25 protein-coding genes are annotated in these 26,464 nt (G+C 37.3%); 4 read left to right on the top strand and 21 right to left on the bottom strand.

Annotated elements, in window-relative coordinates; all coding sequences use genetic code 11:
• Positions 1-39: 39 nt before the first annotated feature.
• From MKY27_RS06960 to MKY27_RS06940, 5 genes are all read right to left on the bottom strand, one after another.
• The gene (locus MKY27_RS06960; RefSeq protein WP_339176092.1) at positions 40-318 is read right to left on the bottom strand and encodes a DUF3784 domain-containing protein; all 279 of its coding nucleotides are present in this window, start codon (positions 316-318) and stop codon (positions 40-42) included.
• A 12-nt stretch (positions 319-330) separates the two neighbouring features.
• Entirely contained in the window at positions 331-693 is a 363-nt protein-coding gene (locus tag MKY27_RS06955; protein ID WP_339198914.1) for a hypothetical protein, read from the bottom strand.
• A complete protein-coding gene (locus MKY27_RS06950; protein ID WP_339198912.1) occupies positions 690-908 on the bottom strand; it encodes a helix-turn-helix transcriptional regulator in 219 nt (72 codons plus the stop codon). The genes MKY27_RS06955 and MKY27_RS06950 overlap by 4 nt, the downstream gene beginning before the upstream one ends.
• A 206-nt stretch (positions 909-1,114) precedes the next feature.
• Positions 1,115-2,170 (bottom strand): hypothetical protein, encoded by a 1,056-nt coding sequence (locus MKY27_RS06945; RefSeq protein WP_339198909.1) that lies wholly within the window; start codon positions 2,168-2,170, stop codon positions 1,115-1,117.
• 530 nt (positions 2,171-2,700) lie between these two features.
• Positions 2,701-4,695: a catalase gene (locus MKY27_RS06940; protein WP_339198906.1), complete on the bottom strand. Its 1,995-nt coding sequence runs from the start codon at positions 4,693-4,695 to the stop codon at positions 2,701-2,703.
• A 256-nt stretch (positions 4,696-4,951) separates the two neighbouring features.
• Here MKY27_RS06940 and MKY27_RS06935 point away from each other — a divergent pair, with 256 nt between their 5' ends.
• Positions 4,952-5,809 carry a manganese catalase family protein gene (locus MKY27_RS06935; RefSeq protein WP_339176082.1) on the top strand — a complete coding sequence of 286 codons (858 nt, stop codon included), beginning with the start codon at positions 4,952-4,954 and terminating at the stop codon, positions 5,807-5,809.
• Between the two features lie 84 nt (positions 5,810-5,893).
• Here MKY27_RS06935 and MKY27_RS06930 read toward each other — a convergent pair whose 3' ends face one another.
• Genes MKY27_RS06930 through MKY27_RS06915 form a run of 4 tightly spaced genes read right to left on the bottom strand, consistent with a single transcriptional unit; the run spans position 5,894 to position 10,383 of the window.
• Entirely contained in the window at positions 5,894-6,730 is an 837-nt protein-coding gene (locus MKY27_RS06930; RefSeq protein WP_339198904.1) for an MBL fold metallo-hydrolase, read from the bottom strand.
• Between the two features lie 43 nt (positions 6,731-6,773).
• Complete coding sequence (locus MKY27_RS06925) at positions 6,774-7,793, bottom strand: Ger(x)C family spore germination protein (protein WP_339199654.1); 1,020 nt, start codon at positions 7,791-7,793, stop codon at positions 6,774-6,776.
• 20 nt (positions 7,794-7,813) lie between these two features.
• The gene (locus tag MKY27_RS06920) at positions 7,814-8,860 is read right to left on the bottom strand and encodes a GerAB/ArcD/ProY family transporter (RefSeq protein WP_339198901.1); all 1,047 of its coding nucleotides are present in this window, start codon (positions 8,858-8,860) and stop codon (positions 7,814-7,816) included.
• Positions 8,857-10,383: a spore germination protein gene (locus tag MKY27_RS06915; protein ID WP_339198900.1), complete on the bottom strand. Its 1,527-nt coding sequence runs from the start codon at positions 10,381-10,383 to the stop codon at positions 8,857-8,859. The genes MKY27_RS06920 and MKY27_RS06915 overlap by 4 nt, the downstream gene beginning before the upstream one ends.
• A 251-nt stretch (positions 10,384-10,634) precedes the next feature.
• Here MKY27_RS06915 and MKY27_RS06910 point away from each other — a divergent pair, with 251 nt between their 5' ends.
• A complete protein-coding gene (locus MKY27_RS06910) occupies positions 10,635-12,173 on the top strand; it encodes a BCCT family transporter (RefSeq protein WP_339198899.1) in 1,539 nt (512 codons plus the stop codon).
• A gap of 94 nt (positions 12,174-12,267) precedes the next feature.
• Here MKY27_RS06910 and MKY27_RS06905 read toward each other — a convergent pair whose 3' ends face one another.
• The 3 genes from MKY27_RS06905 to MKY27_RS06895 all read right to left on the bottom strand — a co-directional run bounded on the left by MKY27_RS06905 (position 12,268) and on the right by MKY27_RS06895 (position 15,032).
• On the bottom strand, positions 12,268-13,074 hold the full coding sequence (locus MKY27_RS06905) for a cytochrome c oxidase assembly protein (RefSeq protein ID WP_339198897.1): 807 nt from the start codon (positions 13,072-13,074) through the stop codon (positions 12,268-12,270).
• A gap of 34 nt (positions 13,075-13,108) precedes the next feature.
• The gene (locus MKY27_RS06900; RefSeq protein WP_339176074.1) at positions 13,109-13,588 is read right to left on the bottom strand and encodes a DUF2243 domain-containing protein; all 480 of its coding nucleotides are present in this window, start codon (positions 13,586-13,588) and stop codon (positions 13,109-13,111) included.
• A 115-nt stretch (positions 13,589-13,703) separates the two neighbouring features.
• Positions 13,704-15,032, bottom strand: coding sequence for an amidohydrolase family protein (locus MKY27_RS06895; RefSeq protein WP_339198895.1), 1,329 nt, complete (start codon positions 15,030-15,032; stop codon positions 13,704-13,706).
• 101 nt (positions 15,033-15,133) lie between these two features.
• Here MKY27_RS06895 and MKY27_RS06890 point away from each other — a divergent pair, with 101 nt between their 5' ends.
• Positions 15,134-15,649 (top strand): GNAT family N-acetyltransferase, encoded by a 516-nt coding sequence (locus MKY27_RS06890; protein ID WP_339198892.1) that lies wholly within the window; start codon positions 15,134-15,136, stop codon positions 15,647-15,649.
• A gap of 52 nt (positions 15,650-15,701) precedes the next feature.
• On the opposite strand, the gene MKY27_RS06885 is transcribed toward MKY27_RS06890, so the two are convergent.
• The 4 genes from MKY27_RS06885 to epsC all read right to left on the bottom strand — a co-directional run bounded on the left by MKY27_RS06885 (position 15,702) and on the right by epsC (position 19,253).
• A complete protein-coding gene (locus MKY27_RS06885) occupies positions 15,702-16,640 on the bottom strand; it encodes a ring-cleaving dioxygenase (RefSeq protein WP_339198891.1) in 939 nt (312 codons plus the stop codon).
• 120 nt (positions 16,641-16,760) lie between these two features.
• Positions 16,761-17,354: an NADPH-dependent FMN reductase gene (locus MKY27_RS06880; protein WP_339176070.1), complete on the bottom strand. Its 594-nt coding sequence runs from the start codon at positions 17,352-17,354 to the stop codon at positions 16,761-16,763.
• A gap of 197 nt (positions 17,355-17,551) precedes the next feature.
• Positions 17,552-18,079, bottom strand: a complete 528-nt coding sequence (locus tag MKY27_RS06875) for a YceI family protein (protein WP_339198888.1) — start codon at positions 18,077-18,079, stop codon at positions 17,552-17,554.
• 244 nt (positions 18,080-18,323) lie between these two features.
• Positions 18,324-19,253, bottom strand: a complete 930-nt coding sequence (epsC, locus tag MKY27_RS06870; protein WP_079526150.1) for a serine O-acetyltransferase EpsC — start codon at positions 19,251-19,253, stop codon at positions 18,324-18,326.
• 329 nt (positions 19,254-19,582) lie between these two features.
• Between epsC and MKY27_RS06865 the strand changes: the two genes are divergently transcribed.
• The gene (locus tag MKY27_RS06865) at positions 19,583-21,283 is read left to right on the top strand and encodes a M3 family oligoendopeptidase (RefSeq protein ID WP_339198884.1); all 1,701 of its coding nucleotides are present in this window, start codon (positions 19,583-19,585) and stop codon (positions 21,281-21,283) included.
• A gap of 78 nt (positions 21,284-21,361) precedes the next feature.
• Here MKY27_RS06865 and MKY27_RS06860 read toward each other — a convergent pair whose 3' ends face one another.
• From MKY27_RS06860 to MKY27_RS06840, 5 genes are all read right to left on the bottom strand, one after another.
• Positions 21,362-23,371: an ABC transporter permease gene (locus MKY27_RS06860; protein WP_339198882.1), complete on the bottom strand. Its 2,010-nt coding sequence runs from the start codon at positions 23,369-23,371 to the stop codon at positions 21,362-21,364.
• Positions 23,361-24,128, bottom strand: a complete 768-nt coding sequence (locus tag MKY27_RS06855) for an ABC transporter ATP-binding protein (RefSeq protein WP_339198879.1) — start codon at positions 24,126-24,128, stop codon at positions 23,361-23,363. The genes MKY27_RS06860 and MKY27_RS06855 overlap by 11 nt, the downstream gene beginning before the upstream one ends.
• Positions 24,129-24,148: 20 nt before the next feature.
• The gene (locus MKY27_RS06850) at positions 24,149-24,562 is read right to left on the bottom strand and encodes a hypothetical protein (RefSeq protein WP_339198877.1); all 414 of its coding nucleotides are present in this window, start codon (positions 24,560-24,562) and stop codon (positions 24,149-24,151) included.
• A 220-nt stretch (positions 24,563-24,782) separates the two neighbouring features.
• Entirely contained in the window at positions 24,783-25,796 is a 1,014-nt protein-coding gene (locus tag MKY27_RS06845) for a sensor histidine kinase (protein WP_339198874.1), read from the bottom strand.
• Entirely contained in the window at positions 25,793-26,461 is a 669-nt protein-coding gene (locus MKY27_RS06840) for a response regulator transcription factor (RefSeq protein WP_339198872.1), read from the bottom strand. Before MKY27_RS06840 ends, MKY27_RS06845 begins: the two co-directional genes overlap by 4 nt.
• Positions 26,462-26,464 lie beyond the last annotated feature (3 nt).

Genomic DNA, 26,464 nt, shown 5'->3' with positions numbered 1-26,464 from the left:
CCCGGCTTCCCTATACATAAAGGGAGCCGGGTATTAATTTTATTCCACCATTTTTGCGTTAACATAAACCAACTCAAGCAAAATGATACCTATTGCCACAAACATAACCGTTTCTGCTTGTTGTACACCTGCAAATCCGCTTATGACAATCCCTATACCTAGTAAAGCAAATGTTCCACCGACAAGTACGGCCAATTTATTTTTGTCTTTTACCCGCTTTTCATTATACCCTGCTAGTAGCCAAGTTAACTTTTTAACACCGACTAAATAACCAAGCACTAAAAATATTACGCCAATTATAACTAAGTTCATTTCCATTTCCCGATCCCCCTAAAAGTTTTTTATTACAGCTGGAACAATATAGAAAGGAATGCAAAGCGTAATGATTAAATATATCAAAATCCATTCTATATTTATCGCCCATTCCAAAACCCCTTGGCTGCCAATAACTAAAATCATTATGAGCAATGTATTTAAAACGAACATGCTTCGTAATGACCATTTAGTAATATTTGCATTTACACGATCATCAAATTCGAATTCGTCGTTCATCAATTTACTTCTCCTATACTTTGCTAAAACCATTAAGCAACCGATTCCTACTAGCAAAATCCATTTCAATAATGTACTTTCAATAAATAAAATTACAACAATACAGCAAAGAACCGGGATATAGGTGAATGTCTTTTTCATAGTTCTTCCTCCATCCAAAACAATTTTTCAATAGAAGTATCCAATGCATTTGCAATCAGCAAGCAAACTTTAATTGTAGGATTATACTTTTGTGCTTCGATTAAATTCATCGTCTGTCTTGTGACACCAACTTGCTTAGCTAAATCACTTTGTGTTAAATTGCCTAATTCAGTTCTTCGTAATTTCACACAGTTACTTATTTGTACATCTTTCAATTTGAAAGGCCTCCTCCCTAAAAATTTTGATGTCACGAGGTTTAGTTGCTGACAAAATACGAATAGGAAAAAATTTACTTACAATCAAAGTGTAACATATATATTAACTTAGTCAATTATATATGACATATTACGCAATTTAAAACTGCAAAAAGCTACCATCTCTAAAATAAGAAGATGGTAGCTTTACTTATAATGCTTCTAAATTATTTTGCTTCTTGTTTCTTAATAATAAAGGGTGCTGCCACTAAAGCAAGGATAAGAATAATCCCCAGATAACCGATTAGTGGATAGAAATAACTAACGAGGCCGGTAAAGCCTACGAAACTTGCCAAATAACCAACAATCATTGTAATTGTAAAGAATGTTTTAAATTTCTGTGTCTCGGATTCCGCGAAACGTGCTGAGAAAGAAAAGAACATTCCAACCGCTGTATTATAAATCATACAGAAAATAACTATTGACATGATAATACCTAATATTGGCGATAAGTTACTAACAATTCCTAGCATTGGCATGTCCAATGCACCAACTTCTTCAATTTTCGAGAAAATGGCTAAATGAATTAATAGAATGAGAACCCCTAAAATTAGTCCTCCAACCAATCCGCCTATTGCTGCTGTTTTTGGATTTTTTTCTGCTCCGCCCATCACTATTGACATTGAAGCTCCAACTGCGACATTAAATGAGACGTAATTAATACTGGAAATAAACCAGTTTGGCAGTGTAGTTGGAGTTGCTTGTGCTACATCGTTTAACGATGTAAAAGTGCCATTCATCGTTATAAAACTATAAATTGCAATAAATACGACAAAAATAATGAGAACCGGCGTAATGCTTCCTATAATGGCAACAACGCGATTTACTTTCAAAAATCCTGTTAATAAAACGAGTATTGTCATAAGGGTCGTACCCACAAAGACTGGTAAGTCGAACTGCTGATTTAAGTTCGAACCGGCTCCAGCCAGCATTACGACACCTACACCAAACAATGTAAAAATAAGAATGAAATCGATGACAGTTCCTATATATCGGCCACTAATTCGGTATATAGCGTCTTTATGTGATGTCGTTTTTGTATAACTGCCAAGCCATACTAACAGCATACCAATGCCTGAAAACAGGGCCGTTGATAAAATAGCTCCGAATATCCCGAGTATTCCAAAGCTTGTAAAGTACTGCAGTATTTCTTGTCCTGATGCGAACCCTGCCCCTACAATCACGCCAATAAAAGCGCTTGCAATTTTCAATATATTTTTCACACGTCTAACTCCTCTTTTAATCCTTCGATCACTATGTATTTTCTTAAAATAATTACTAAAGCTATATTCCCCATATCGAATTTTTCGATTATTATAGCCTTTTTTCGATTTCTCCCTAGTTGTCCCCCTTCCTTTATTAAATTAACTACAATTTGTATATTATATCATACTATTATTACGATATTTTATTATTCCAAATATTCATTTTTCAGAAAGTGTATAGGAAAATAGAGATATTGATTAAAACTTATTTCCATAAAAAAACATTTTTCTCAAATGAGAAAAATGTTTTTTCTGTATTGTGATAAGGATTCCATTGCAATGAGGCTGATTTTCTAATAAGTTGCTCCATTGTCTAATATGCTCAAAAATCTTCTAGTAAAAGTGTGATGTTCTAATAAAACGCCTCTTTATTCTAATAAGTGCTTCAATTATTCAAATAAAGCACGAGAATATTCGAATATCCTGCCCAATTTTTCTAATATGTGCCCGGACTTTTCTAATAAAATGCCTTCTCAGATTCTGAAAAATCAACCCGTTGCATCTGTTCGATCAAAGTGGCGACCTTTTTTCAATGCTTCTACAAATTCTGTAATACCTGCTGCGACACCAGGTGCATGCGCATAGTCTTTATCTAAAAGTTCAGCTGAAGCATACCCTAATGCTTTATAATGGTTGAAAATTTCATCAGCAAATCGTTGTACTTTACGTTTCGGTACAACACTATCGAAAGTTGCGGCAACAATCAAACCATCATAAAGTACAGGATCTGCCGTTTCCAGCGTATGGTCGATTTCACGCTCACCGATTCTTCCTTGCTTCTCGCTGATCAATTCAACTGTAACTCCTTCATTTTCTAATGGCGTTACCAGTTCTTCCAAATTACTGTGGGTATTAACAATAATACCGACTTTTTTTGATTTTAAGAATGGTACCTGATTTTTTAGGATACTCACGGCATCTGAAGGCTGTTGATCGGCAACTTGCTGGATCGATTCATCTGGTGGCGTAACACCGATATTTTGTGCAATTTGCTCAGCCATTGCACGGTCGACACGAGCAAACATATCGACTGCTGCTTTGCGAATTTCGATTGTTTCTACTTTCCCCAGTTCAAAACTGAAAGCATTAATAATATGCTGTTTTTCCACATCAGTTTGGCTTAACCAGAATTGACGCGCTTGGCTGTAATGATCTTCAAATGATAAGCTTCGGGCACGTACTTTTCGTCCTTCGATTTTTTCCTGGTAATGTGCATAGCCGCCTTCTTTTTGTGTTACTACATGAGGGGTATTGTTTTGCAAACTGTTTTTCCCGTATGCAACACGACCTTTATTGATCGTCATTCGACCATAGCCATCACGCTGGTTATTATGGAATGGGCAAACAGGGCGATTGATCGGCAGTTCATGGAAGTTTGGCCCGCCTAATCGAATTAGTTGCGTATCTGTGTATGAAAATAAACGGCCTTGCAATAAAGGATCGTTTGAAAAATCAATTCCAGGTACAACATGTCCTACATGGAATGCGATCTGTTCCGTTTCTGCAAAGAAGTTATCCGTATTTCGATTCAATGTCATTTTTCCGAGTTTACGAAGCGGAATCAACTCTTCCGGCCAAATTTTTGTCGGATCTAAAATATCGAAATCAAATTTGAACTCATCTTCTTGTGCAATTAACTGCACAGCAAGTTCATACTCTGGATAATTTCCGGCTTCAATATTATCGTAAAGGTCACGGCGGTTAAAGTCGGGATCTTTACCAGCAATTTTTTGAGCTTCATCCCATACTAAAGAATGCGCACCGAATACAGGTTTCCAATGGAATTTTACGAAGTGGGCTTCTCCTTTGGCGTTTACAAAACGGAATGTATTGACCCCAAATCCTTCCATCGTACGGAAACTTCTTGGAATCGCTCGATCAGACATTTTCCACATTGTCATATGAGCCGTCTCTTCATTGCTTACGACAAAATCCCAAAATGTATCATGGGCACTTTGCGCTTGAGGAATTTCATTGTGGGGCTCCGGTTTAACGGCATGGATTAAATCCGGGAATTTAATTGCATCCTGAATGAAGAAAATCGGGATATTGTTCCCTACTAAATCGTAATTCCCTTCTTCAGTATAAAACTTCGTCGCAAATCCTCGTACATCACGAACTGTTTCTGCTGAACCTCGTGAGCCTGCTACTGTTGAAAATCGAACAAAGACAGGTGTTTGTCGACCTTTCTCTCCTAAAAAATGCGCCATCGTTATATCTGATGCATCACCATAACTTTCAAATACCCCATGAGCCCCCGAACCTCGTGCATGTACAACTCGTTCCGGAATTCGCTCATGGTCAAAATGGGTCATTTTTTCACGAAAATGAAAGTCCTCCATTATGGTTGGACCACGTTCACCTATCGTTAATGAATGTTCGTCATTCGTTAACTTTAATCCATGATTCGTTGTTAGCGGCTGTCCTTCATCCTTTGTTGTAAACTGTTTTAATTGTTCGACTTTCTTATTGTTGTTCTCCAATTTACATCCTCCTCATACCAAAAATAGCAAGTTACACAAGATTAGTTATACTGAACCATCTCTGATACTTTTCTACCCTGTTTTCCGAAAAGTAGTCCTATAAAATATAATCTTAATATTTAAATCTTAAAAGTTAGTACCTTCTCAATTTAATAATTACAAAATTGGCATGTCTTCCTTTGAATTGAACATAATACTTTCAAAAGGATGTGAAAAATACATTCTTTATGAAATACCAAAAGGAATGAGGGAAAATATGTACTATTACAAAGAAGAACTGATCAATATTATTAAACCGGACAAGCCAGATCCGGCAGCTGCACGCGTTTTACAGGAAATTTTAGGCGGGCATTACGGAGAAATGCGAACAATGATGCAATTTTTCTTCCAAAGCTCGAATTTCCGGGGGAAAGAAACTCAATTTAGAGATTTGCTGCGCGGAATTTTCTTAGAAGAAATTGCCCATGTCGAGCTTGTTCAAAATACAATTAATCAGCTTTTGAACGGTTCTGGAGAGTCTTCTGCTCCCGGTAATAACGGAATGGACCAATCGCCATTGGATGAAGCGGTCCGCCATGCAAATCCCCACCATTTTATTATGGGCGCACAAGCATCATTGCCTGTTGATGCAGCAGGCAATCCATGGAACGGTTCCTGGGTCTACTCACATGGTAACCTCATTGCCGATTTACTGAATAACCTCGTATTGGAATCTACAGGTGTTCTGCAAAAGACTCGTATTTATGAGATGAGTTCAAACCAAACGTTCCGGGAAACACTCGCATTTTTAATCGTTCGCGATAACGCCCATCAAAATGCTTTTGCCAAAGCACTTGAAACATTAGGTGTGAATTGGGGCAAACTATTCCCCGTACCGAACTATGATATTAACAAATACCCTGAGTGCCAGAAATTCATTGATATGGGTTACCACAACTGTCAATTTAACTTCCGCCTGGATCCGACTAGAATCGGTGAAATTTTACATGGACAATCCCCAAGCCGAAATGGCGGACAATATCAAGTGACACCGCCCCCGGAAGGTTTCCCTGTACCATTAATGCCGGATATGCCTAATGAGCATAGCCCTGGATTATATGATTTAAATAATTAATAGCTGTATTTAAACCGACCCTCGACAATTCAAAAATCATCCGTTTACTTCTTGGCTGAGTAAACGGATGATTTTTTTATTTTCCTATTTCTTATTTTTTGGCAATGCGATTCGATCAAAATTATCGACGAGTTTACGCAGTCCCTCGCTTAGCTCAACTCCGCTCATTGGCACCCCATGTCCTGTAATCGCTACAGAAGGATTTAAGGCCGCGAGCTTTTTTACCGAATCAAACGCGGCGGTCCAGTCCGGCGTCAAATACTTCGGTGGTCCGTTCACTTCTTTTTCCTGAGTAAATACTTTATATAAAGATTCCTGTTTGACTGTAACAAATGCATCCCCTGCAATAAGTGCTCTATCTTGCTCTCTAAATAACGAAACATGGCCAGGTGAATGACCCGGTGTATGAATCCACTTAAATCCTTCCATGAAAGGTACAGTTTCATCAGGTGGAAGCTCCTGGACAGATTCTCCTAAGTCGATTGCTTCATTCGGAAACATCGGCGACATTTTGGCAACTAACCCGTTGTCAACACTTGGATCAGGCTCTGGATAATCTTTTAAGCCTGTTAAATAAGGCAGTTCCAGCTTATGCGCGAAAACCGGTACCTGCCAATAGTCAACAAGTTCAATGATAGCTCCGACATGATCAAAATGACCGTGTGTCAAAATAATGGCATCCGGTTTTGTTGTTTTACCATATCTTTTTTCCGCCACATCTATTATTTCTTTGGCGCTCTTCGGCATCCCGGCATCAATTAATACAAACCCGTTTTGATCCGGACTGCTATAGAAAACAATATTTGCAATTTGAATTGTATGAACGTATAAATCGGACAATACCTCTTCACTTACACCACTATGAACAGATGTAGCAGGTATAAATTTATAGTCATCACCGTAATTCATTTTTTTATCCAAAATGGACACCCCTTCACAATAAAATTATTGAAATACTGTACAGTTATTCCAATATACCCGTTTTAACTATTTCTACATCTACTTTTGGGGAAATATCCAACGTTGAAAAATGTTCACCCCAATCTTCATTAAACCATTTCGGATGAAATGCTCTTACCTGTCGTCCAATTCCGATTGCATCGCACTTTGCCTCCTGTAATTTTTTGATTACTTCCTTCATATCCTTTTCGATTTCATCTTCCAAAAATTTTTCAAGCTCTAATCTCGTGTTTGTATCATCTAAGTTATCGTCTGGAAATTCAGAAAGAATAAACTCCAGTTTTAGAGGAATATCAATTTTATTTTCTGAAATTTCAAATTTACGTTTTAATTTATTAAGTCTTACTGTTAATGGACTGTCTTCATATAAGTAGGAAATCCTTGTAGCAAATCCAAGGGAATTATTTAATATATTTAATAAAACCGCTTCATCTATTGACAATGTTTTTCCAGTGAAAGAGCGCCCGGAAAAGAGTGCGATTCCTTCTGCCTTAGGATTTTTCTCTTCTCCCATTTTAAAATAAGGCAATGCCAGGTCTTGAGCATTTTCAAAAATGACAGAAGATGCTGTCTGCAATGTGTAAGGGATTACCATTGAATTATCTTCCAAGCTTGTAATAAAGCGATCATAAAAATCCCCTGCCGTACTTTGCTTATCTTCACTTACTTCAAAAAATGGCTTCAAATCTCCTTGTACAATGGCTAATTTAGAAGTTACCGGACTATGCGCATCACGAAAATAACCATCCCAAAATTTATAAATATCATGTTCTGCAGTCTTTTCAGAAATTAAAATCGTTGCTAAAACAGATAAATCCAATGTTTGTTCGACTTTCAGTTCTGCATCCTGACGAACGTCACGTGGTGAAACACCCTCACCTGTAATAATAACGGTTTTCATTTCGGTAGTTGTAGCTTCCGGATAGGCATAATAGGCAGTTAATTTCCCTATCTCCCCTTCAAAACCTGTTAAAGATACAACAGAGGAATTTTTATAAAGCCTCTCATCCCAACAGCCTGCCAGTAGAACAAGAGGTATAACGATTAAGAAGATTTTGCCGAATCGGATACAGTCCGCCCCCTTACCTTGTTGAAAAGTATGATGAGAATGGGCAATAAAAAAGTAAAAGCAATATTTCCATATACTAAATTATGTTTGAAAAATTCCAGCACTGAAAATCGTATAAGGAAATCCGCTATACCGCCAACAACGATAAAAAATATAAGCAGTTTTATTTTCGGATATTTAATTTTGTTTTCAAAATAAACAACTCTTATCACAAGCACATAATTGACGATTGTAACTAAACACCACGAAAGCCAAATATATACAAAAAATAGATCGAGCCTTTTTATGAATGTTACTTCCGCCGAATGTAATATATACAAAATTGGTTCTGGAATAAGTTTTATTTCATCTAAAGAAAAAAACATCAATGTAAATGTAATTGATAGTAAGTAAAAACTTGTTAATGCTGTAAAATAAACCGTCAGCATTTTTTTTGAAACTTTTACACTTTTAGATAAATATTTGCGCAGAACAATATACATCTCTGCCCCGCCAAATGCATACGTACTAAAAACAAATCCCATCCACCATGTGTTAGATCGATCATAAAAAAAAGGCAGCAAATTTGTCACATGCAAACTGGGCACAGTTAAAAACATAAAAAATAAAAAAAGTAATAACATCGGAATTAAAACGACACCAATATTGATTGCTGTTTCTGGCCTGCTAATACTTGCATACAGGCAAACGGATAAAAATATTGCAATCAGAACACTTTCTGGTGTGTTTGGAAAAACCCAAGTCGTTAAAACATACGTAATGTAGACGACAAACACAACAATATAGCTTGTCCAGTAAATGAGGTACAATGCTTTTGTAAACTTATTCAAGAAAAAGTATTTGTGCATACGTTCAAAAAACAATAACTGCAGGAAAAAAATGACCGCCACAACAAGAAACTGAATCGTAGCATCACGTTTGCTATGTTCAATAACCATATTTTGAAATGATGTATAGACAAATCCAGTTTGCATTACAAACATTAATAGAAATAATTGCACCTTTGTTAACTGGATTGTCATTCTCGATCATTCCTTTTCGATTTAAAGCTTCGAGCCTGTCTGTTCGCTCCATAATATGGACCACGGAAGAAAACCTTTCGCATTGCTACTGGATCAAATGGGATAATCGGTGAAAAATAAGGACGTTTTAATGAACTCAAATTTAATAAATGAATAACTAATAAAAATGTGCCAATTACAATTCCGAAAAATCCAAATAGCGATGCTAAGAACATGAACGGGAAACGAAGCGTCCGTATCGTCGTATTAAGTTCAATTGAAGGTACTACAAAGCTCGATATCGCTGTAAACGCTACAACAATTACCATTAAATTTGATACGAGCCCCGCACTTACAATGGCATCACCAATTACAAGACCTCCAACAATACCAATTGTCTGTCCAATTGACTTCGGCAGGCGGACACTGGCTTCACGAATCAATTCAATCGTTATTTCCATGATCATCGCTTCAATAAGTGGTCTGTATGGAATCTGGTTTATATCCGATTTCACCTTATTTGCAAGTTCTAGCGGGAGCACTTCAAAATGAAAACTTACAATCGCAATATAAAAAGCTGGCAAAAAAATAGCGGATACGAAACCGAACAATCGTGTCAACCGGTAAAATGTGCCGACGATTACACGGGAGTTGAAATCATCCGGAGTTTGATAGAACGAAAAAAATGTAACCGGCCCAATGATTGCGTTATTCGACAAATCACTCATTACCGCTATTTTACCTTCCAAAATATTTGCTACTACACGGTCTGGACGTTCTGTAAGCAAAAGTTGTGGAAACGGGGACCATACTTGGTCATCTAAATATTCCTCTAACTGACCCGTGCTGTATAACATATCAATATCGATTGCATTCAAGCGATTCTCTACGATTTTAAGTGCCTCACTGTCCACCACATTTTCTACATAAAAGTAATAAACCGTTGTTCTTGTTTCATTTCCAAGTTGAATTGTTTTAACAACGAGTTTATTGTTCTTAATCCGTTTTCGGATCAGTTGAATATTTACATCCAAATTTTCAACCAAACCTTCATGCGAACCTCTCAACACTTGTTCATTTTCAGGTTCTTCAGGTGATTTATGTGCAAATTCCGCATTTTGTAATCGAATCATCTGTTTAGACTGTAATAGAATAATTAAAGTCTCACCATTACATACATAATCAACAAGTTTTTGCTCATCATATTTTTCTGTAGTAATTGTGATAGTTTCCTCATTAGCTAACTGTTGATTTTGCGTACTAGAATCCTGATTATTTTCACTATTTTTTTCTGGTTCATTTATAACAGATTGATTAGAGTTCTGCTTTGAATTTTGGTTATTCTGTGATGAGGATTCACTCAACTTTTTCAGATTTACAAGGTTCTGTTCTACATCGGTTTTATTCACAAGCGATGAATAGTAGCATAAAATGACATTTTCTTCTCGTCCAAGTTGAATTTCTTTTGCAATAAAGTCTGAAGAATGGAGGAATTGCTTATTAAGTCGTTTAATTTCCTGCTTTATATCAATAGTTTGTGTCAAGACGACTCCCCCCTTTTGTCACAGTATAGGAAGTTTATAAAAGAGTTATTCACTTTAGTTAAATTCGGGAAATTTGGGTAATATAAAAAACAAGCGGTGCTATCTTAAGTTAAAAACTTTATAGCGAGATTAGATATTACTATCCCATTCGAACTAGTCACACCTAATTTCTCAACAAAAGAATAATCAAAAATGTTTATTTTTTTCAAACTGGGTAATACATTTATATGTCACTGAACGGAGGTTATTAAATGAAAAAAGTAGGCATTGTTTTTTGGAGCTCATTTGCATTAGTAATGCTGGCAGTACTAGTTGGTGTACTCGCTCCACAAACTTTAGAAAATGTCACCAAGAACATACAAAATTTACTTACTTATAATTTTGGCTGGTATTATTTATTAGTTGTCGCAATTATTATTGCATTTTGTGTTTTCCTCATATTGAGTCCTGTTGGAGCAATTCGTCTTGGTAAGCCGACTGACCGGCCGGACTACAGCAATGCATCGTGGTTTGCGATGCTATTTAGTGCGGGTATGGGGATTGGGTTAGTATTCTGGGGAGCAGCGGAACCGTTGTCACATTTCGCCATTAGTTCTCCACAGGCTCCAGAAGGTTCCCAGCAAGCATTGAAAGATTCATTTCGTTACACATTCTTCCATTGGGGAATTTCCGCTTGGGCCATCTATGGTGTAGTCGCTTTAGCACTCGCCTATTCTAATTTCCGTAAAGGAGCACCCGGTTTAATAAGTTCCACTCTTTTTCCTCTTTTTGGTGAAAAAACTAAGGGTCCTATCGGATATACAATTGATATTATCGCTGTCTTCGCTACCGTCATCGGTGTTGCAACAACACTCGGATTAGGTGCACAGCAAATAAATGGCGGTCTTTCCTATTTATTTGACCTTCCTATTAACTTTACTGTTCAATTAATCATCATTGTGATTGTTACGGTATTATTTATCATTTCTGCATCAACGGGTCTTGATAAAGGAATTCAGATTTTAAGTAATTGGAATCTCTATTTAGCAGCTGCCTTATTAGTTTTAACTGTATTTATGGGACCTACTGTTGCCATCATGAATGACTTTACGTCAGGTCTCGGGAATTATTTACAAAATTTCGTACAAATGAGTTTACGTATGGAACCCGGGGATGCGGGCAGCCGTGAGTGGATTAACGGATGGACGATTTTCTACTGGGCATGGTGGATGTCCTGGTCTCCATTTGTCGGCATATTCATTGCCCGTATATCAAAAGGCCGTACAATCCGTGAATTTTTAATGGGTGTGATTTTAGCACCGACACTTGTAAGTATTTTCTGGTTTGCGACGTTTGGTACGACAGCGATTGAGACATATTTGACAAAAGATGAAGCGCTTGTTGATTTACCGACAGAACAGCTTTTATTCGGTGTATTTGATCAGATGCCACTCGGCTTTATTTTATCGATTATCGCGCTCTTACTTGTCGCTGTATTCTTCATCACTTCAGCCGATTCTGCTACATTTGTATTGGGGATGCAAACAACATTCGGCTCGATGAATCCATCATTTAAAATAAAATTGATTTGGGGGATTCTACAGGCTGCAATTGCGGCAAGTTTATTATTCTCCGGCGGTCTGACCGCACTGCAGAATGCCGCGATTATTGTCGCCTTCCCATTCTCATTTATTATTTTACTTATGATACTTTCGCTCTATAAATCTTTAATGGCTGAGCGTAAGAAATTAGGTCTCTACATCCGACCCAAAAAACAGCCACCTTCAAATACGCACAAAAAGGAAGGATGACATATTTCATATAAAAAAACGTCGCAAATTTGCGACGCTTTTTTTACGGAAGAGTTTATAACTGTTACTTAAATTTGGTCGGGCTTAACTTATCTTATTTCCCATACAAAGTTGCCTGGTCCCTATCAAAATCTACTGTATTGTTTTTGCGTGGCTTCGTGAATTTATACCATTGCCAGCAGAAAATAATAATGAGCGCTACTTCAATCCAATCCCCTGCATAATACATGACCATGCTTCCCATTTCCGCCTCTTGCTGCGAAATTCCCGCTGGTGGATTGGCGTACATATACTTCGACAATATATCGTGCCCGGCGATTGCGATGATTAAAACTGCCGCACGGAATCGGTAAGAATATTGATGGTAGACCGGATCGAAATAAATAATGGAAATTGTAAACACATACCCTGCGATGAAAAAATGCAAATGTACAAACAAAGCAAATAGCGCATTTTCATGCATTAAAACAAACAAATTCGTTGTGTATAATAACCAAAGTCCTCCTACATTTAAAATTGCGGCAGTAATCGGATGCGAAACGAATTGTAGCAAGCGACTTTTTAAAATGGAAGTCAGCTTGCGTGCGAACGTTGTGTTTGCAGTTCTGAGCGTCAAAGTCACCGGTTTGGCAACTGCCATAAAAATTGGTGCAACCATACTTAATAGTAAGTGGCTCACCATATGTGCTGTAAAGTTGGAATGTGCACTGTTTGCCAACGGACCGACAACTGCTACAAGTGCAACAACCATACCGATTGTCCAACAAACGGTACGGAAAATGGGCCATTTTTTATATCGCTGATTTGTTATGATGACAGCTGTTATATAGGCTACCAGCAAAAATATGAAGAAAAACCCGAGCAATAATTGAGGATTTATTCCAGATACTGAATGGTTCATAGCACTCTGTCCATGGTTGTGCAGTAAGTATAGGCTATTCATTTGCATTCTTCTCTTTTAGAGTACTGTTTTTTGATGTGCGGAATAATAGAAAAATTCCGATGAGTAAAATGATTAGTGCACCGACATTCCATACAATATCGTATACAATGACATTGTCAACGTACCGGATTTGGTGAATTCGCATCCATTTATGTTGAATGATGCCGTCATACAATTGAAATACACCAATTCCTAATAATACGCCACCAAGCCAGCGTTGAAAGATCAGGCCATTTCTCCGACGCAGATCCGCAAATAAAAACAATCCTGCTATTGTAGCAAACCAGCTAAAAGCATGAAAAATACCATCGGAAATTAACCCGATATCCGTTGTCGATTTGTCGTAGAAATGATGCCACCTTAACAGCTGATGGAAAACAGTTTCGTCAATAAAAGCAATCAGACCGACGCCAAACAAGATGCCTGACCACATGTTCCGGCGCGAAACTTCTATCTCGTTGTTATTTTTCATGTACATTCAGAGCCCCTTTACGTGTAATAACTTACATTTAATCTCTCCAAATACAACACAACATATTCGATAATAGAAGTTCCCCTCTTACCTTATTGATTAAACCTGATTGCTATTAATTTCCTGCATATAATCCTTGCTGTTCGAACGTTTTAATCAATTCACTTATATAATCATTCATTTCTTGCTCGGTCGGGATATTTCCAAGCAGCTCAGGGATTGTATACATTTCCCCATCCTTGACTATCTGATCAATTTTCATTGTATTTTCTATATGGATAAGGGGATTTTCATTCAATACTAATAAGTCCGCTATAAAACCTTCTTTTATATCGCCTAAGTCCGCTATTTTCAAAGCTTTCGCTGCATTAATGGTAGCTTGCTGAAGTGCCTCTACTGGTGTAAATCCGGCATCAACAAAAAGCTGAAGCTCACGGTGCAATGCAAAGCCCGGATATGTATAGATTCCTGCGGGCGTATCTGTGCCTGTCACGACAGTCCCACCCATTTTATAATAGGTATAAGCGATTTTTTGAATGGTTTTCGTTTGAATACCTAACGTAGCCTGGCCTTGTTTTGCATGTGCAGCTTGTGGCCAGTGTTTAAATAAGTAGTCACTGTTCTCCATATGATCAACAATTTCATGATTAATTGTCCAATATTGGTCTGCTAATCGCATCTGATCGTATAATACGATTGTCGGACAAAGCTTTATATCTTTTTTCAACAATTGTTTACATATGTTTGTTATCAACTCCTCATCAGGCTGATCCCACGGAATTGTATCCCAGATTTCTTTCGGTGCATCCATTGTCCACTGCGGGTACATCGCTTGAATAATACCGGAGCAATGTTCCAGCCAATCAATCCCTATATCCGCTGCAAGAAGTGCATCCACTTTTTTGGAATAGATAATATCACTGCTTACTTCTAGATTATGTTTGCGCGCTTCTTCTACTACTACTTTCATATATTCAGGATCAAGCCAGCCGTAAACTTTAATAAAATGTGTACCCAGTTCTATTTGCCGCGCTACTTCCTGTCTTGCAAGATCTGCATTATCGACATTGATATTATAGGCCGTATCATCTCCCCACAAGCCCGGCGGACCATCAATCATACGATCTGCTGAAATAACACGCGGTTCCATTTCGCTTCCATTCGCATCAATAAATGGTTTTAGTTCAATAATGCTCCCCGCAGTATTGCGAACCGTTGTAATACCCGCTGCTGTAAAGTAGTTGGCAAAGTGCTTTTTGATATGGACATGCATATCAATCAATCCCGGAATTAGCCATTTATCCGTACAATCCATTACTTCAACATGATCCAATTGAAGATTAGGTGCTACTTTTACTATTTTATTATTTTCAATATACACATCCTGTCTCGTAAAATCCCCTGTTTCCATATTTACTACAAAACCGTTTTTTAATAGTTTCATTTCCAGTCCCCTTTACTTTTTTATTTCTTAATAAATTTTAGTTTAATTTAAATATTCTGGAAATGATATAATTTTATTAGAATAAGAATGAGGTGACTTTGATGGATACAGTCGACGAAAAAATGACAATTAAAAAAGCGAATGAAAGTGATGCTTCACAAATACTCGCAGTGATGAAAGATGCGGAACAGTCGGGATATATGCTCTATGCACCTGATGAACGAAACTTGGCACCAGCTTCTTTGAGCAAGTTAATTCAATCCATAAACCAATCCCCTACATCTGGCTTCTTTATCGCAGAGCATGACGATGAAATATTAGGTTATCTCTTATTAAAAGCGGAAACGTTATCCCGTACTTCTCATAGGGCACAAATTGCTGTCGGGGTACATAGTAAAAGTCGTGGTAAAGGAATTGGTACTGCTTTGTTCGACTATGTGATTCAATGGGCCAAAGAGTCACAGCTCCACCGCCTGGAGTTAACGGTCATCGAGCATAATGAACAAGCTGTACACCTTTATAAGAAAATGGGGTTTGAAGTTGAAGGAGTGAAAAGAAATTCTTTATTAATCGACGGTCATTATGTTAATGAACTGTATATGTCAAAATTGCTTTAATTTAAAATGGGGCTACTCAAAATATGAGCAACCCCTCTTCATTGTGATACTATTACTCTAGCGCTCTAACCTTAATCGGAAACAGTGAGTTTTCCAATCGTTCACGGTAGTCTTCATATTGTACCGGCAACTTTAGCTGCTCGCCCATTGTTTCAGGCGTTTCATCATGTGCAAATCCTGGTGGATCTGTCGCAATTTCAAATAAAATTTCTCCTGTCTCACGGAAATAGATGGCATTGAAGTAATTACGGTCTTTAATGTCCGTTACATGCTGACCTTTATCCATCGCGTATTGCTGCCATTCTTTATGGTCTTGATCATCATTAGCACGCCATGCAATATGATGTACCGTTCCTACCCCCATCGTTCCGCGATTACCGACTGTCATTTTGACGTCCACGATATTGCCGATAGATGCTGTTGCTTTTAGTCGCACAAAATCTCCTTCGCGGCCAATCTCTTCAAGTCCCATCACGTCAACTAATGTACGGATTGTTTCTTCCGGCTGTGATGAATATAAAATTGCCCCGCCAAATCCTTTAATTGCGACATCAGCAGGTATTCCTCCAAACGTCCAGCCATTTGGAGAACCTCCATCACGTTCGACAATTTCGAGATGCAGACCATGTGGATCATCAAAACGTAAATAGCTCTCTCCAAATCTACTTACTTCATTATATAATATATTGAATTTTGTTAAGCGATCTTTCCAGAAACCCAATGCTCCCACTGGTACAACATATGTCGTCACGCCAACCTGACCGTCGCCGATGCTGCCTTTATATGCTGCAGGCCAAGGGAAGAAAGTAATAATTGTTCCCGGCTCTCCGCCTTCATTCCCGAAATATAAATGATATGTTCCTGGGTCATCAAAATTGACTGTTTTCTTTACAAGACGTAATCCAAGAACGCCCGCATAGAAATCGACATTTTCCTGAGGATGACCGACGATTGCTGTAATGTGATGAATACCCGATGTACGTTTTTTCATATTCATTTCCTCCATTCGTAAAAACTGAACACAGCGTTCCATTTGATAAAACACTCTGTCCAACTTTTATGTAATAAATCTGGCACATGCAGTCACATGTGCCAGATTGTTGATTATCGATTAACGAATTGTTTTTAATGCTTTTGACCATGGAATTACTTGGTCCAGCATTTGGTTTACTGAATCAGCCTGTACATCTTTCGGTTTGAAAGTAGTACCATTTTCGAAATCAGTGAATAATGATAATGCTGGGTGTACACGTACATCCGCAACAAGTAATTCACCTAAAATACCGCGTAAATGCTCAGTAGCACGTGCGCCACCAACAGAACCGTAAGATACGATACCTGCAGCTTTATTGTTCCACTCTTCACGCAAGTAGTCTAAAGCATTTTTAAGTGCGCCCGTAATCGAATGGTTATATTCTTGAACAATGAATACAAAACCATCTTGTTTTGCAATTGCTTCAGACCAGCCTGCAGCACCTGATGCATCCCCGCCCGGCTCTCCTAATAATGGCAATTTGAAATCCGCAATATCAATAATTGTGTAGTTCGCATCGCCGCGTTTATCTGCGATTTCTTTCACCCATGCACCGACTTGAGGGCTTACACGACCTTCACGAGTTGATCCTAAAATGATACCGATGTTTAGTTTTTCCACTTTGTTTTCCTCCGCTTTCTTAGTTCCAAATAGTTTACTGATGAATCCCATTTCTTACACTCCTTCAATTATCTTGAATTCAAGATATCAACTAATACTTGAGGCTTTTATAGATGGATATAGGCATGAATACAAATAATTGAAGTATTTGCCTCAAGTCTTAATTTGGTACTTTTATGCATTCGTATCAGTAACGTAAATCATTATTGCCTTATTACTGACAATTTATCCTTGCAGTTCTTTCAATATTAAGCAGCAGGGTTTAATTCTAACTCTACTTTGATTTTGATATCTTTTCCTACTAGTACGCCGCCTGTTTCTAAAGCTGCATTCCATGTTAAACCGAAATCTTCACGGTTGATTTTAGTTTCAGCTTCAAAACCGTATACTTCTACGCCCCATGGATTCGTACCTTTACCACCGTATTCAACTTCAAATGTAACCGGTTTTGTTACATCTTTAATTGTCAAGTCACCCGTCACTTTATAGTCATCGCCATCTTTTTCAATGTTTGTTGCTGTAAACGTGATTTTCCCAAATTCATCAGTGCTGAAGAAGTCCGCTGATTTCAAGTGGTTATCGCGATCTTCATTGTTCGTATTAATGCTTGCTACTTCCAGTTCAAAGTTGATTGATGCAGTAGTTAAATCCGTTAAGTCTGCCGCTTCCACGTTTGCTGAATATTGATTGAATTGACCTTTAACTTTTGATACCATCATGTGTTTTACTTCAAAACCGATTGTTGAGTGTGTTTGATCTACTGTAAATGTTGTCATTTTATATTCTCCTCCAATTTATCTCGATTTCAAGATATATACTCAAAATAAAATTTCGAAACTAGATATCTCGAACTTGAGATAAATATATCATGTGTATTAATAAAGGTCAACAACAAATTAAAAATTATTTTTTTGTCCTGTTTATACCGTAATTTATAACCTTCCGTAAAAAAACCCTCCCCCACTTCACCATAAAAAAAGCGAGATGAAGTTTTGATCACTTCACCTCGCCCTATTCACTTTAAATTTCGTACTCGATTACAACTTCTTTACTGTTGCTGATATTCGGTGATGGCTGAGAATTATAAACACGTGAATATGGCGGCACCGAATATGTCAGCCAAATATTACTGCCAAGCACTGTGTCATGGCCAATTGTAGTTTTCCCGCCTAAAATTGTAGCACCGGCATAGATGACAACATTGTCCTCAATATTCGGATGACGTTTTACACCTTTTATCGGGTTTCCGTTTTCATCGAGCGGGAAACTTAACGCGCCTAACGTTACACCTTGATAGATTTTAACATTGTTGCCGATTGTGCACGTTTCTCCTACTACGACACCTGTACCATGGTCAATGAAAAATGAATGGCCGATCTTTGCACCTGGATGAATATCGATTCCTGTTAACTGGTGTGCATATTCAGACATGATACGCGGAACGATTGTTACATCCATTTTATAAAGTTCATGTGCGATACGATGGATAAATACAGCACGAATCGACGGGTAGCTTAACATGATTTCTTCAGTTGATGTAGCAGCCGGATCTCCGTTATAAGCAGCTTGAATATCTGTTTGAATCGTTTCACGGATTTCCGGGAAACGGTCCATTAACTTCATTACAACATGATCCGCTTTTTCTCGGCATTGGCCATCACAATTATCAAAGTTTTGGTAGACTAATACTTTTTCGATAATATCACGCAAATCCAATGCTGATTGACGAAGATTATTATTTAATTTCATTAATGTACGTGTTTCATCGACAACACCTTGATTATAGATTGTCGGGAAGAAAATCTCATAAAAACTATCCAAAATATGATGGATTTGATCACGGCCCGTGAATCCAATCGATTTTTCAACTTCAATATGTTTTTTATTATAGTCGATTAACTTATTTGCAATAGTTGATGTTTCTTTATTTAACCAGTCCTCGATTTTCATGCCAAAACTCCTTTTCTCTTTAAAATACATAGTAATGAAGATTATACTACACAAAACGCGCAGTTTGGTCCTTCTTTTCAAAATTGTAAATCAGCCTGGGAGCAATAGCCAGTAAAGAGCTTTCTCTCTCCTTATCACGCTAAACAAATTGAGGAACAATACGAATTTAAAAGAACATGTTTTCCTTTTATTTCTTCATTTACAAACTGTTCTCGATACATTATTAACATTTAGTAATTTATTTTTCAAAAAAAGAATGAATGACTAGTAATCTATAATATAATTAATTCATTAGCCTAAATAATCTGAAGGTAGAGGGAGAATTATTTATGTCACAAGCGAAAAGTATTAACTACTACAAAGAATTAATTGATTTAAAAAAAGTCGAACAAATTGAAGCACGGTTTCAACATTTACTCGATGTTTCGATTGATTCCATAATTGACCTGGAGAATTGGATTGAGGAAGAAAAGGCATTACGCTTTGAAATTGAAGAAGCATTGACAGGCCACCTTGTCGACTTCTACCGAAATACAGAGGATCCGGATATTAAATCAACATACCTTCACGATCAGCAAGTCATTCAGCCTTTGATGATGAAATACGAGGCAAAGCTAAATAAAAAATGCTGCGAATCTCCTTATTTCAAAGAATTAGATGATAAGCGTTACGGTTTGATGCGCAATTTTAGAGAGTCAAAAGTAAAACTGTTTAGAGAAGAAAATATTCCACTGTTTGTAAAGGAACAAGAACTAAGCACAAAGTACAGTGAAATCATGGGCGGACTTACAGTTGAATGGGATGGAGAAGAAAAGCCTTTCCCGTTTATCGAATCACAGCTTGATAATTTAGACAGAAGTGTTCGGGAAAAAGCCTATCATTTAATTAGAGCTGCCTACCGTCAAATTAAACCCGAAACGGATGCACTCATGGATGAGCTCGTTCAGCTGCGTCACCAGATTGCAGTCAATGCGGGTTTTAATAATTATCGTGATTATATGTTTGTTGCAAAAAACCGTGAGTATAGTATTGAAGATTGTTATGACTTCCATGAAAATGTTGAAAAGCATATCATTCCTGCCTGGAATCGACTTGCAAATGTTTTTAAGTCCAAACTTGGTGTCGACTCATATCGCCCATGGGATAACACCGCTAAACTGCTGAAAAATCCTCCATATACCGAAACATCCGTGCTTGTGGATGGCGTTGCTGAAATGTTGGGAAAAACAGATCCGTATTTTTCAGACCGTTTGGAGTACATGAGAGCAAATGGATTGCTTGATCTTGGGGACCGTAAAGGTAAAAGTCCTGGTGGTTTCTGTGTCCCTTTACCAGTTTCGGGAGATACGTTCGTTTTTGCAAACTTTAGTCCATCCTTTTTCTCGCTTATTGCACTCATTCATGAAATGGGTCACGCGGTAAATGGTTATCTTCAAGCTTCGGAACGAGGCCCTATCGAAGAATTCCAGTGGCGAGCGGAAGTAGCTGAATTGTATTCACACGGAATGGAATTATTGTTATTGGATAAGTTTAATCTGTTTTATCCGGAAGAAGAGGAATTCAAAAGTGCGCAACGTGAAGAACTAAGACGGGCATTTACGATGTTATTCGGCCCATTGTCAGGCGACCTTTTCCAGCACTGGATGTATACAAATCCCCAGCATACCGCTAAGGAACGTGACGAAAAGTACTATGAGATTTTAAAACGATACGGCTTGAACCCCGTTGATACTGCCGGGTTTGAAGAAGAAATTGGCATGAGCTGGATCGGGACACTTCATTTTATTCAATATCCTTTCTATGATATTGAATACTCGATGTCGATGCTTGGTGCACTGCAATTACTTGAAAATTATCAACAGAATCCAAAGCAAGCTGTCGAATTTTATAAAAAAGGTGCAAGTGCAGATTACAATCAATCCATTGCAGCGATTTATAAAGAAACCGGCGTTGATTTTGACTTTTCAGAGTCAACTGTAAAACGAATGGGTGAATTTCTGGAAAAAGTGATTCACGATATTAATTCATAATCGGTAGAGAACAATTTGAAAAGAACGAATTCCCTGTTCGGAAATTCGTTCTTTTTTAGTTATAGCCATTCACGTTCCCTAATTACTGCCTTTAACAATGTTCTTCACACCGATATAAGTTGCATAGAAATACCCGCCATAAATGATGACAAGGATTACTGAGCTGACTAGTATACTTTCATAGTTGAAATGGAACATTCCGCTGACCGCCTTAATACCGATAATGGAATGAATGACAGCCAGACCAAGCGGGAGTAAAAAATAGATGAGGCATTGTTTTAATATCGCCCCGTTTATCATTTTATCCGTAACACCGATTTTCTTCAGTGCTATATAGCGTCCCAAACTGTCACTTGCATCAGATAACTGCTGCAATGCCATAACAGCCGCGCTCGATACAATAAAGACGAGCCCTAAAAATAAACCAAGGAATATAAATAATGCCGCAGAACCATTTTCCCGCTCTTTTATTTGATCGATTGTACTTCCGATAACTAAACCGGGATGAATGTTTCTATATTTATTTTCTTCAAGCTCATAAAATAGATTTGAAAATTTCTCTTCTGATTTTTCAAAGGAGCGCTCTTCATATACTACGTTAAAACTTGAGAATTCTAATTGAAGGTTGCCCTTAAAATTATCAGGAATGATAAGATAAAAGAACTTACTGCCCTTGTTAATTCTTATATTTTCATCAATAGCCACATCATTCTTTAGTGTATAGGCTTTATTTTCAATTATAATATTTTCTTCATTTTTCATATACTCTGGCAAAGCTTGAATGATCTCGCCATAGCTTGATACAACAAGAACCTCATCATCCTTTAAATCAAAATGCTCTTGCCCCTTCAGATCAAGAATTGCATTATAATCCGATATTTTTATAGCAGATACCGGACCATACAAGTAATTTTCCTGTATAGCAATCTGTTCCTGTTCACTTAAATACTTGGATAATAAATCCTCGATTGATAAATCCAAAAGGTATTCATTAAAAAAGGCATGTTTTTCATTCGGTTCAAATGTAAAGTCAATATCATTCAAATATGCTTTGATATTATTCACTTCAGATTCCCCTTCATCCTGATCAGCTACAAGAAATGCCGAAGCATCAAAAGGAAACGTTTTAGCCGAGTTTTTATCGATTGTTCCTTTTAAATCAAAAGCAGTAAAGATGAGGGAGATTGTTAAGAAAAGCATGAGACAGATAATTGTCATGGAAAGGAAGTTCGTGTTGACCTTATTGTTTATTTGTCTTAGGACAAAAATATTTATATCTTTCAAATAGTATCTCTTATTCTTTTGCACAATATGGATAAAGAAGCTCGAAAGGCTGAAAAAGAATAAAAGTGTTCCAAACACCCCAGCCAAAACTGTGATGATCAATTCCATACTTGCAGCGTTTAAACCGGTCTTCAGGATTCTACTATAGGCAAATACTAAAAAAGCCAAAGATAGAATAAATGTTAGCACGGATACGACAGAATTTTTCAGCTTTACTTCTTCGTTACGTTTAGAGGCATTTAACATATCGATCAATTTGTATTTGGAAATCGTATACTGGTTGAAAATCATGACGAGTAAATAGATGATACCAAAGTAAACAATTGATTTGATCATGGCGCCAAGTGAAAAAACAAACGTATATTTCTCAATATCCATAGATAGGATGTTTGCCGTCAGCACAGATAAGCCTTGCGATACAATTATCCCAAGTCCAATTCCCGCAACTAAAGAGACGACACCGATCAGGAGCGTTTCGACAATTAAAATTCTCGAGATTTTCCCTTTTGACATACCTAATGTCATGTATAAGCCAAGCTCTCTTTTCCTTTTTTTGATCAAAAAATTATTGGCATATACTATCAAACCTCCAAGAACAACTGATACAAATACTGATGTTCCAGACATGAGCAATTCTAATGATTCACGAAACACACTATTTTTGTTCATTTCCTGAATTGCTTGTTGCGAGTCAAGAGAGTTGAAACTGTAAAAAATACAAACACCTAAAGTCAATGTTAGAAAATAGATTGAATAATCTTTAAAGCTTCTTTTAACATTATTGAATGCGATTTTAGAGAACATTGCCGACATCGCCTCCAAGTAAAGTCACCACTTCAATGATTTTATTGAAGAATTCCTTTCTCGTATCATTTCCGCGCACGAGCTCATTAAAGATCCGACCATCTTTTATAAACAATATTCTATTGGCATAACTTGCAGTAAACGAGTCGTGGGTAACCATCAAAATTGTTGACTGGTATTCTTTATTCAGTTTTTCAAAAGAATCCAGCAATAATCGTGATGATTTTGAATCGAGTGCACCTGTTGGTTCATCGGCTAAGATGAGGGAAGGCTCCGTTACAATCGCTCTGGCACATGCGACCCTTTGTTTTTGCCCACCTGACAGTTGAAATGGAAATTTACTAAGGATGCCCGTAATATCAAGCTTTTCCGCAACATCTTTAATAAGTTGATCGATTTCCATTGCCTCTCTTTTTTGAATCGTCAAAGCCAAAGCAATGTTTTCATAAGCTGTCAGCGTATCCAGCAGATTAAAATCCTGAAAGATAAAACCTAACTCGTCACATCGGAATGCTTCGAGCCCTTTCTTCTTTAATGTTGTAATATCCTGATTATTGATTATAATTTTGCCAGTTGTCACCTGATCAATTGTCGAAATACAATTCAGAAGCGTTGTCTTTCCGCTCCCTGAAGGTCCCATGATTCCTAAAAACTCGCCTTCATTTACGGTAAAGCTAATATTATCGATCGCTTTTGTAATATTGCCTTTGTTTCCGTAGTATTTTTCGATTTTTTCTACGCTTAATATCGGTTGCATACGTTTCCTCCAAGATAGATCTATTTTTTCACATCAAATTCGGCCTGTGTTTCCATAATTTTTTTCCCTTTTACATATATCGTGACACCGTAATGCCCCTCTTCAAGACCTTCCGGAACAGATAGCTCGGCAATGAAATATTTCGCATCGTTTACAGTTACTTCTTCCTCCACTACAAATCGGTTCGCTGTTTTAATTTTACCTTTATACCAAACAACTTCTGCCTTATTAGTCCAGAATCGATTTCTCTTCGCGGCAAAATATATTTTTTCACCTGATGTAAACGTATTTGTTATATCAGCAGGTTTCCCCTTTTCATCAATCGTTTTTGCCATGACGCCCTCTACTATTTTTGGCTCTGAAACATATTCATACACTAGGAAAATCCCAAAACCTAACAGAAAGATTCCTAATATTGCAATGGCTTTTTTCATTTTTTATTCCCCCCTAATTGATTTCTAACTGTATCTTATCAATAGGTAATGGGAAGACATATTGGTTTATATTTTATTAAAGTGACATTTTTGCAAGATTATAAACAAAAGCGCCCGATTAACTCCGCCAGCCATTGGAGGACCCGTTGCCTAAAATTGAAAAACGGACTTATAGCGATTGTAATGTACAATCGCTATAAATCCGCTATTCTATGTTGCATTACTGCATGAAGTTTACATTCGTTAAAGGAAAAATAATACTCACCTTTGTTCCTTCCCCCGCCTTTGATGTGATCGTAAGACCTAAGCCAAGCTGATCTGCTAGTTTTTTGCATAAATAAAGACCGATACCGGTGGACTTCCCGAATTGCCTTCCATTTTCCCCGGTAAACCCTTTTTCAAAAACCCGGTGGATATCCTTTTCTGTAATGCCAATCCCGTTGTCCTCGATCGTCAGAACAATATTATGTTCGTTTCGGACCGTATGGATGTTTACCTTTCCATTTCGTTCACGGATATACTTAATGGCATTCCCGATCAGCTGATTCAGGATAAATTCCAGCCATTTCGCATCACTGAAAACGGTCCCTTCAACTTTTTCAAGGTTAACTGAAATCCCTTTACTAATAAAGTCTCTTGAATTTCTCTTTATAACTTTTCTTACAAGGTCAACTAAAGGTACCTCTTTAATAAGATAATCCTTGCTCACATTATTACTTCTTGAATAATAGAGAACCTGCTCGATATATTCTTCAATCTTCTTAATTTCCTCTTGAATATTTCGTGTCACGTCGTTTTGATTATTTTCAATGATCAGCCTTGTGGAGGCAATGGGTGTTTTAATTTCATGAATCCAAGTTTCAATATATTCCCTATACTCGTTTTCCCGGTCCCGAAAACTTTTCACATGCTCATGCATATCTTTATTTGCCTGACGCAATACCTCATACAATGCCTTGCCTTCCACAGTTTCCGGCTCTTTCATGACTTCCGGCAGCAAATATTTCTGATCTAAGTTCTCTGTAATACTAGTTAACTCATCATAAAAAGCTTTTTGCTTAAAATATTCAATCAACATATATAAGATAAGAGGACAAAACCAAATACAGAAAATAAGAAAGACTGTTTGACTATTTATCCCGACAAGCATCATAATGCCGCCAACAATGATAAATAATACGAAATTAGTGAGCAGGAAAACTGTTCTGTCTTTAACATATTCTTTAAGTGTCATGGAAGTATATATCCTAACCCGCGTCTCGTTTCAATGTTTTTTTCCATACCTAATGCTTCGAGTTTTTTTCTTAATCTCGTAACATTGACCGATAAATTATTATCATCTACAAAAACATCTGCGTTCCACATAAAATCCATAAGATCATCCCTTGAGACGATTTTCCCTTTGTTTTTATATAGGCAGGATAATATTTTAATCTCATTTTTCGTGAGCTCTGCCTTCTCCCCTTGATAAGTAACAGACCCGTTGGATAAATTGAGCTTTAAATCATTATAAACAAGGGTATCCCGTATGCTTGACCCCTGGACTCTTCTTAGTATGGTTTCGATTCTTGCCAAAAGAATTTGAGTGTTATATGGTTTTGTGACAAAATCATCCGCGCCTAAATTCATACTCATCAGTTCATCCATCTCGTTGTCCCTGCTCGTCACGACTATAATCGGCACATCCGATTGCTTCCTTATTTCTCTGCAAATATAGTAACCATCAAAAATGGGAAGGTTGATGTCCAGCAATATAAGATCCGGTGCTTCGTTTAGTGTTTCCTGAATAATATGTTCAAAGTTTGTCGGTGCTTTTGTATCAAATCCATATGTGTTTAAAAAGGTTTTCAATTCTTCTCTTATCGTTTCCGTATCCTCTATAATTAAAATTTTTGACATACA

This window comes from Solibacillus sp. FSL R5-0449, from assembly GCF_037975215.1.
In the GTDB taxonomy this organism is placed as follows: domain Bacteria; phylum Bacillota; class Bacilli; order Bacillales_A; family Planococcaceae; genus Solibacillus.
Note: the sequence above shows the minus strand (reverse complement) of the source record. Positions and strands in the feature narration are given on the sequence as shown.

Coding starts and splice junctions, on each gene's coding strand:
- MKY27_RS06960 (WP_339176092.1), bottom strand. CDS start 318: ATGGAAATGAACTTAGTTATAATTGGCGTAATATTTTTAGTGCTTGGT.
- MKY27_RS06955 (WP_339198914.1), bottom strand. CDS start 693: ATGAAAAAGACATTCACCTATATCCCGGTTCTTTGCTGTATTGTTGTA.
- MKY27_RS06935 (WP_339176082.1), top strand. CDS start 4,952: ATGTACTATTACAAAGAAGAACTGATCAATATTATTAAACCGGACAAG.
- MKY27_RS06920 (WP_339198901.1), bottom strand. CDS start 8,860: ATGACAATCCAGTTAACAAAGGTGCAATTATTTCTATTAATGTTTGTA.
- MKY27_RS06910 (WP_339198899.1), top strand. CDS start 10,635: ATGAAAAAAGTAGGCATTGTTTTTTGGAGCTCATTTGCATTAGTAATG.
- MKY27_RS06905 (WP_339198897.1), bottom strand. CDS start 13,074: ATGAACCATTCAGTATCTGGAATAAATCCTCAATTATTGCTCGGGTTT.
- MKY27_RS06900 (WP_339176074.1), bottom strand. CDS start 13,588: ATGAAAAATAACAACGAGATAGAAGTTTCGCGCCGGAACATGTGGTCA.
- MKY27_RS06895 (WP_339198895.1), bottom strand. CDS start 15,032: ATGAAACTATTAAAAAACGGTTTTGTAGTAAATATGGAAACAGGGGAT.
- MKY27_RS06890 (WP_339198892.1), top strand. CDS start 15,134: ATGGATACAGTCGACGAAAAAATGACAATTAAAAAAGCGAATGAAAGT.
- MKY27_RS06885 (WP_339198891.1), bottom strand. CDS start 16,640: ATGAAAAAACGTACATCGGGTATTCATCACATTACAGCAATCGTCGGT.
- MKY27_RS06880 (WP_339176070.1), bottom strand. CDS start 17,354: ATGGGATTCATCAGTAAACTATTTGGAACTAAGAAAGCGGAGGAAAAC.
- MKY27_RS06875 (WP_339198888.1), bottom strand. CDS start 18,079: ATGACAACATTTACAGTAGATCAAACACACTCAACAATCGGTTTTGAA.
- epsC (WP_079526150.1), bottom strand. CDS start 19,253: ATGAAAATCGAGGACTGGTTAAATAAAGAAACATCAACTATTGCAAAT.
- MKY27_RS06865 (WP_339198884.1), top strand. CDS start 19,583: ATGTCACAAGCGAAAAGTATTAACTACTACAAAGAATTAATTGATTTA.
- MKY27_RS06860 (WP_339198882.1), bottom strand. CDS start 23,371: ATGTTCTCTAAAATCGCATTCAATAATGTTAAAAGAAGCTTTAAAGAT.
- MKY27_RS06855 (WP_339198879.1), bottom strand. CDS start 24,128: ATGCAACCGATATTAAGCGTAGAAAAAATCGAAAAATACTACGGAAAC.
- MKY27_RS06850 (WP_339198877.1), bottom strand. CDS start 24,562: ATGAAAAAAGCCATTGCAATATTAGGAATCTTTCTGTTAGGTTTTGGG.
- MKY27_RS06845 (WP_339198874.1), bottom strand. CDS start 25,796: ATGACACTTAAAGAATATGTTAAAGACAGAACAGTTTTCCTGCTCACT.
- MKY27_RS06840 (WP_339198872.1), bottom strand. CDS start 26,461: ATGTCAAAAATTTTAATTATAGAGGATACGGAAACGATAAGAGAAGAA.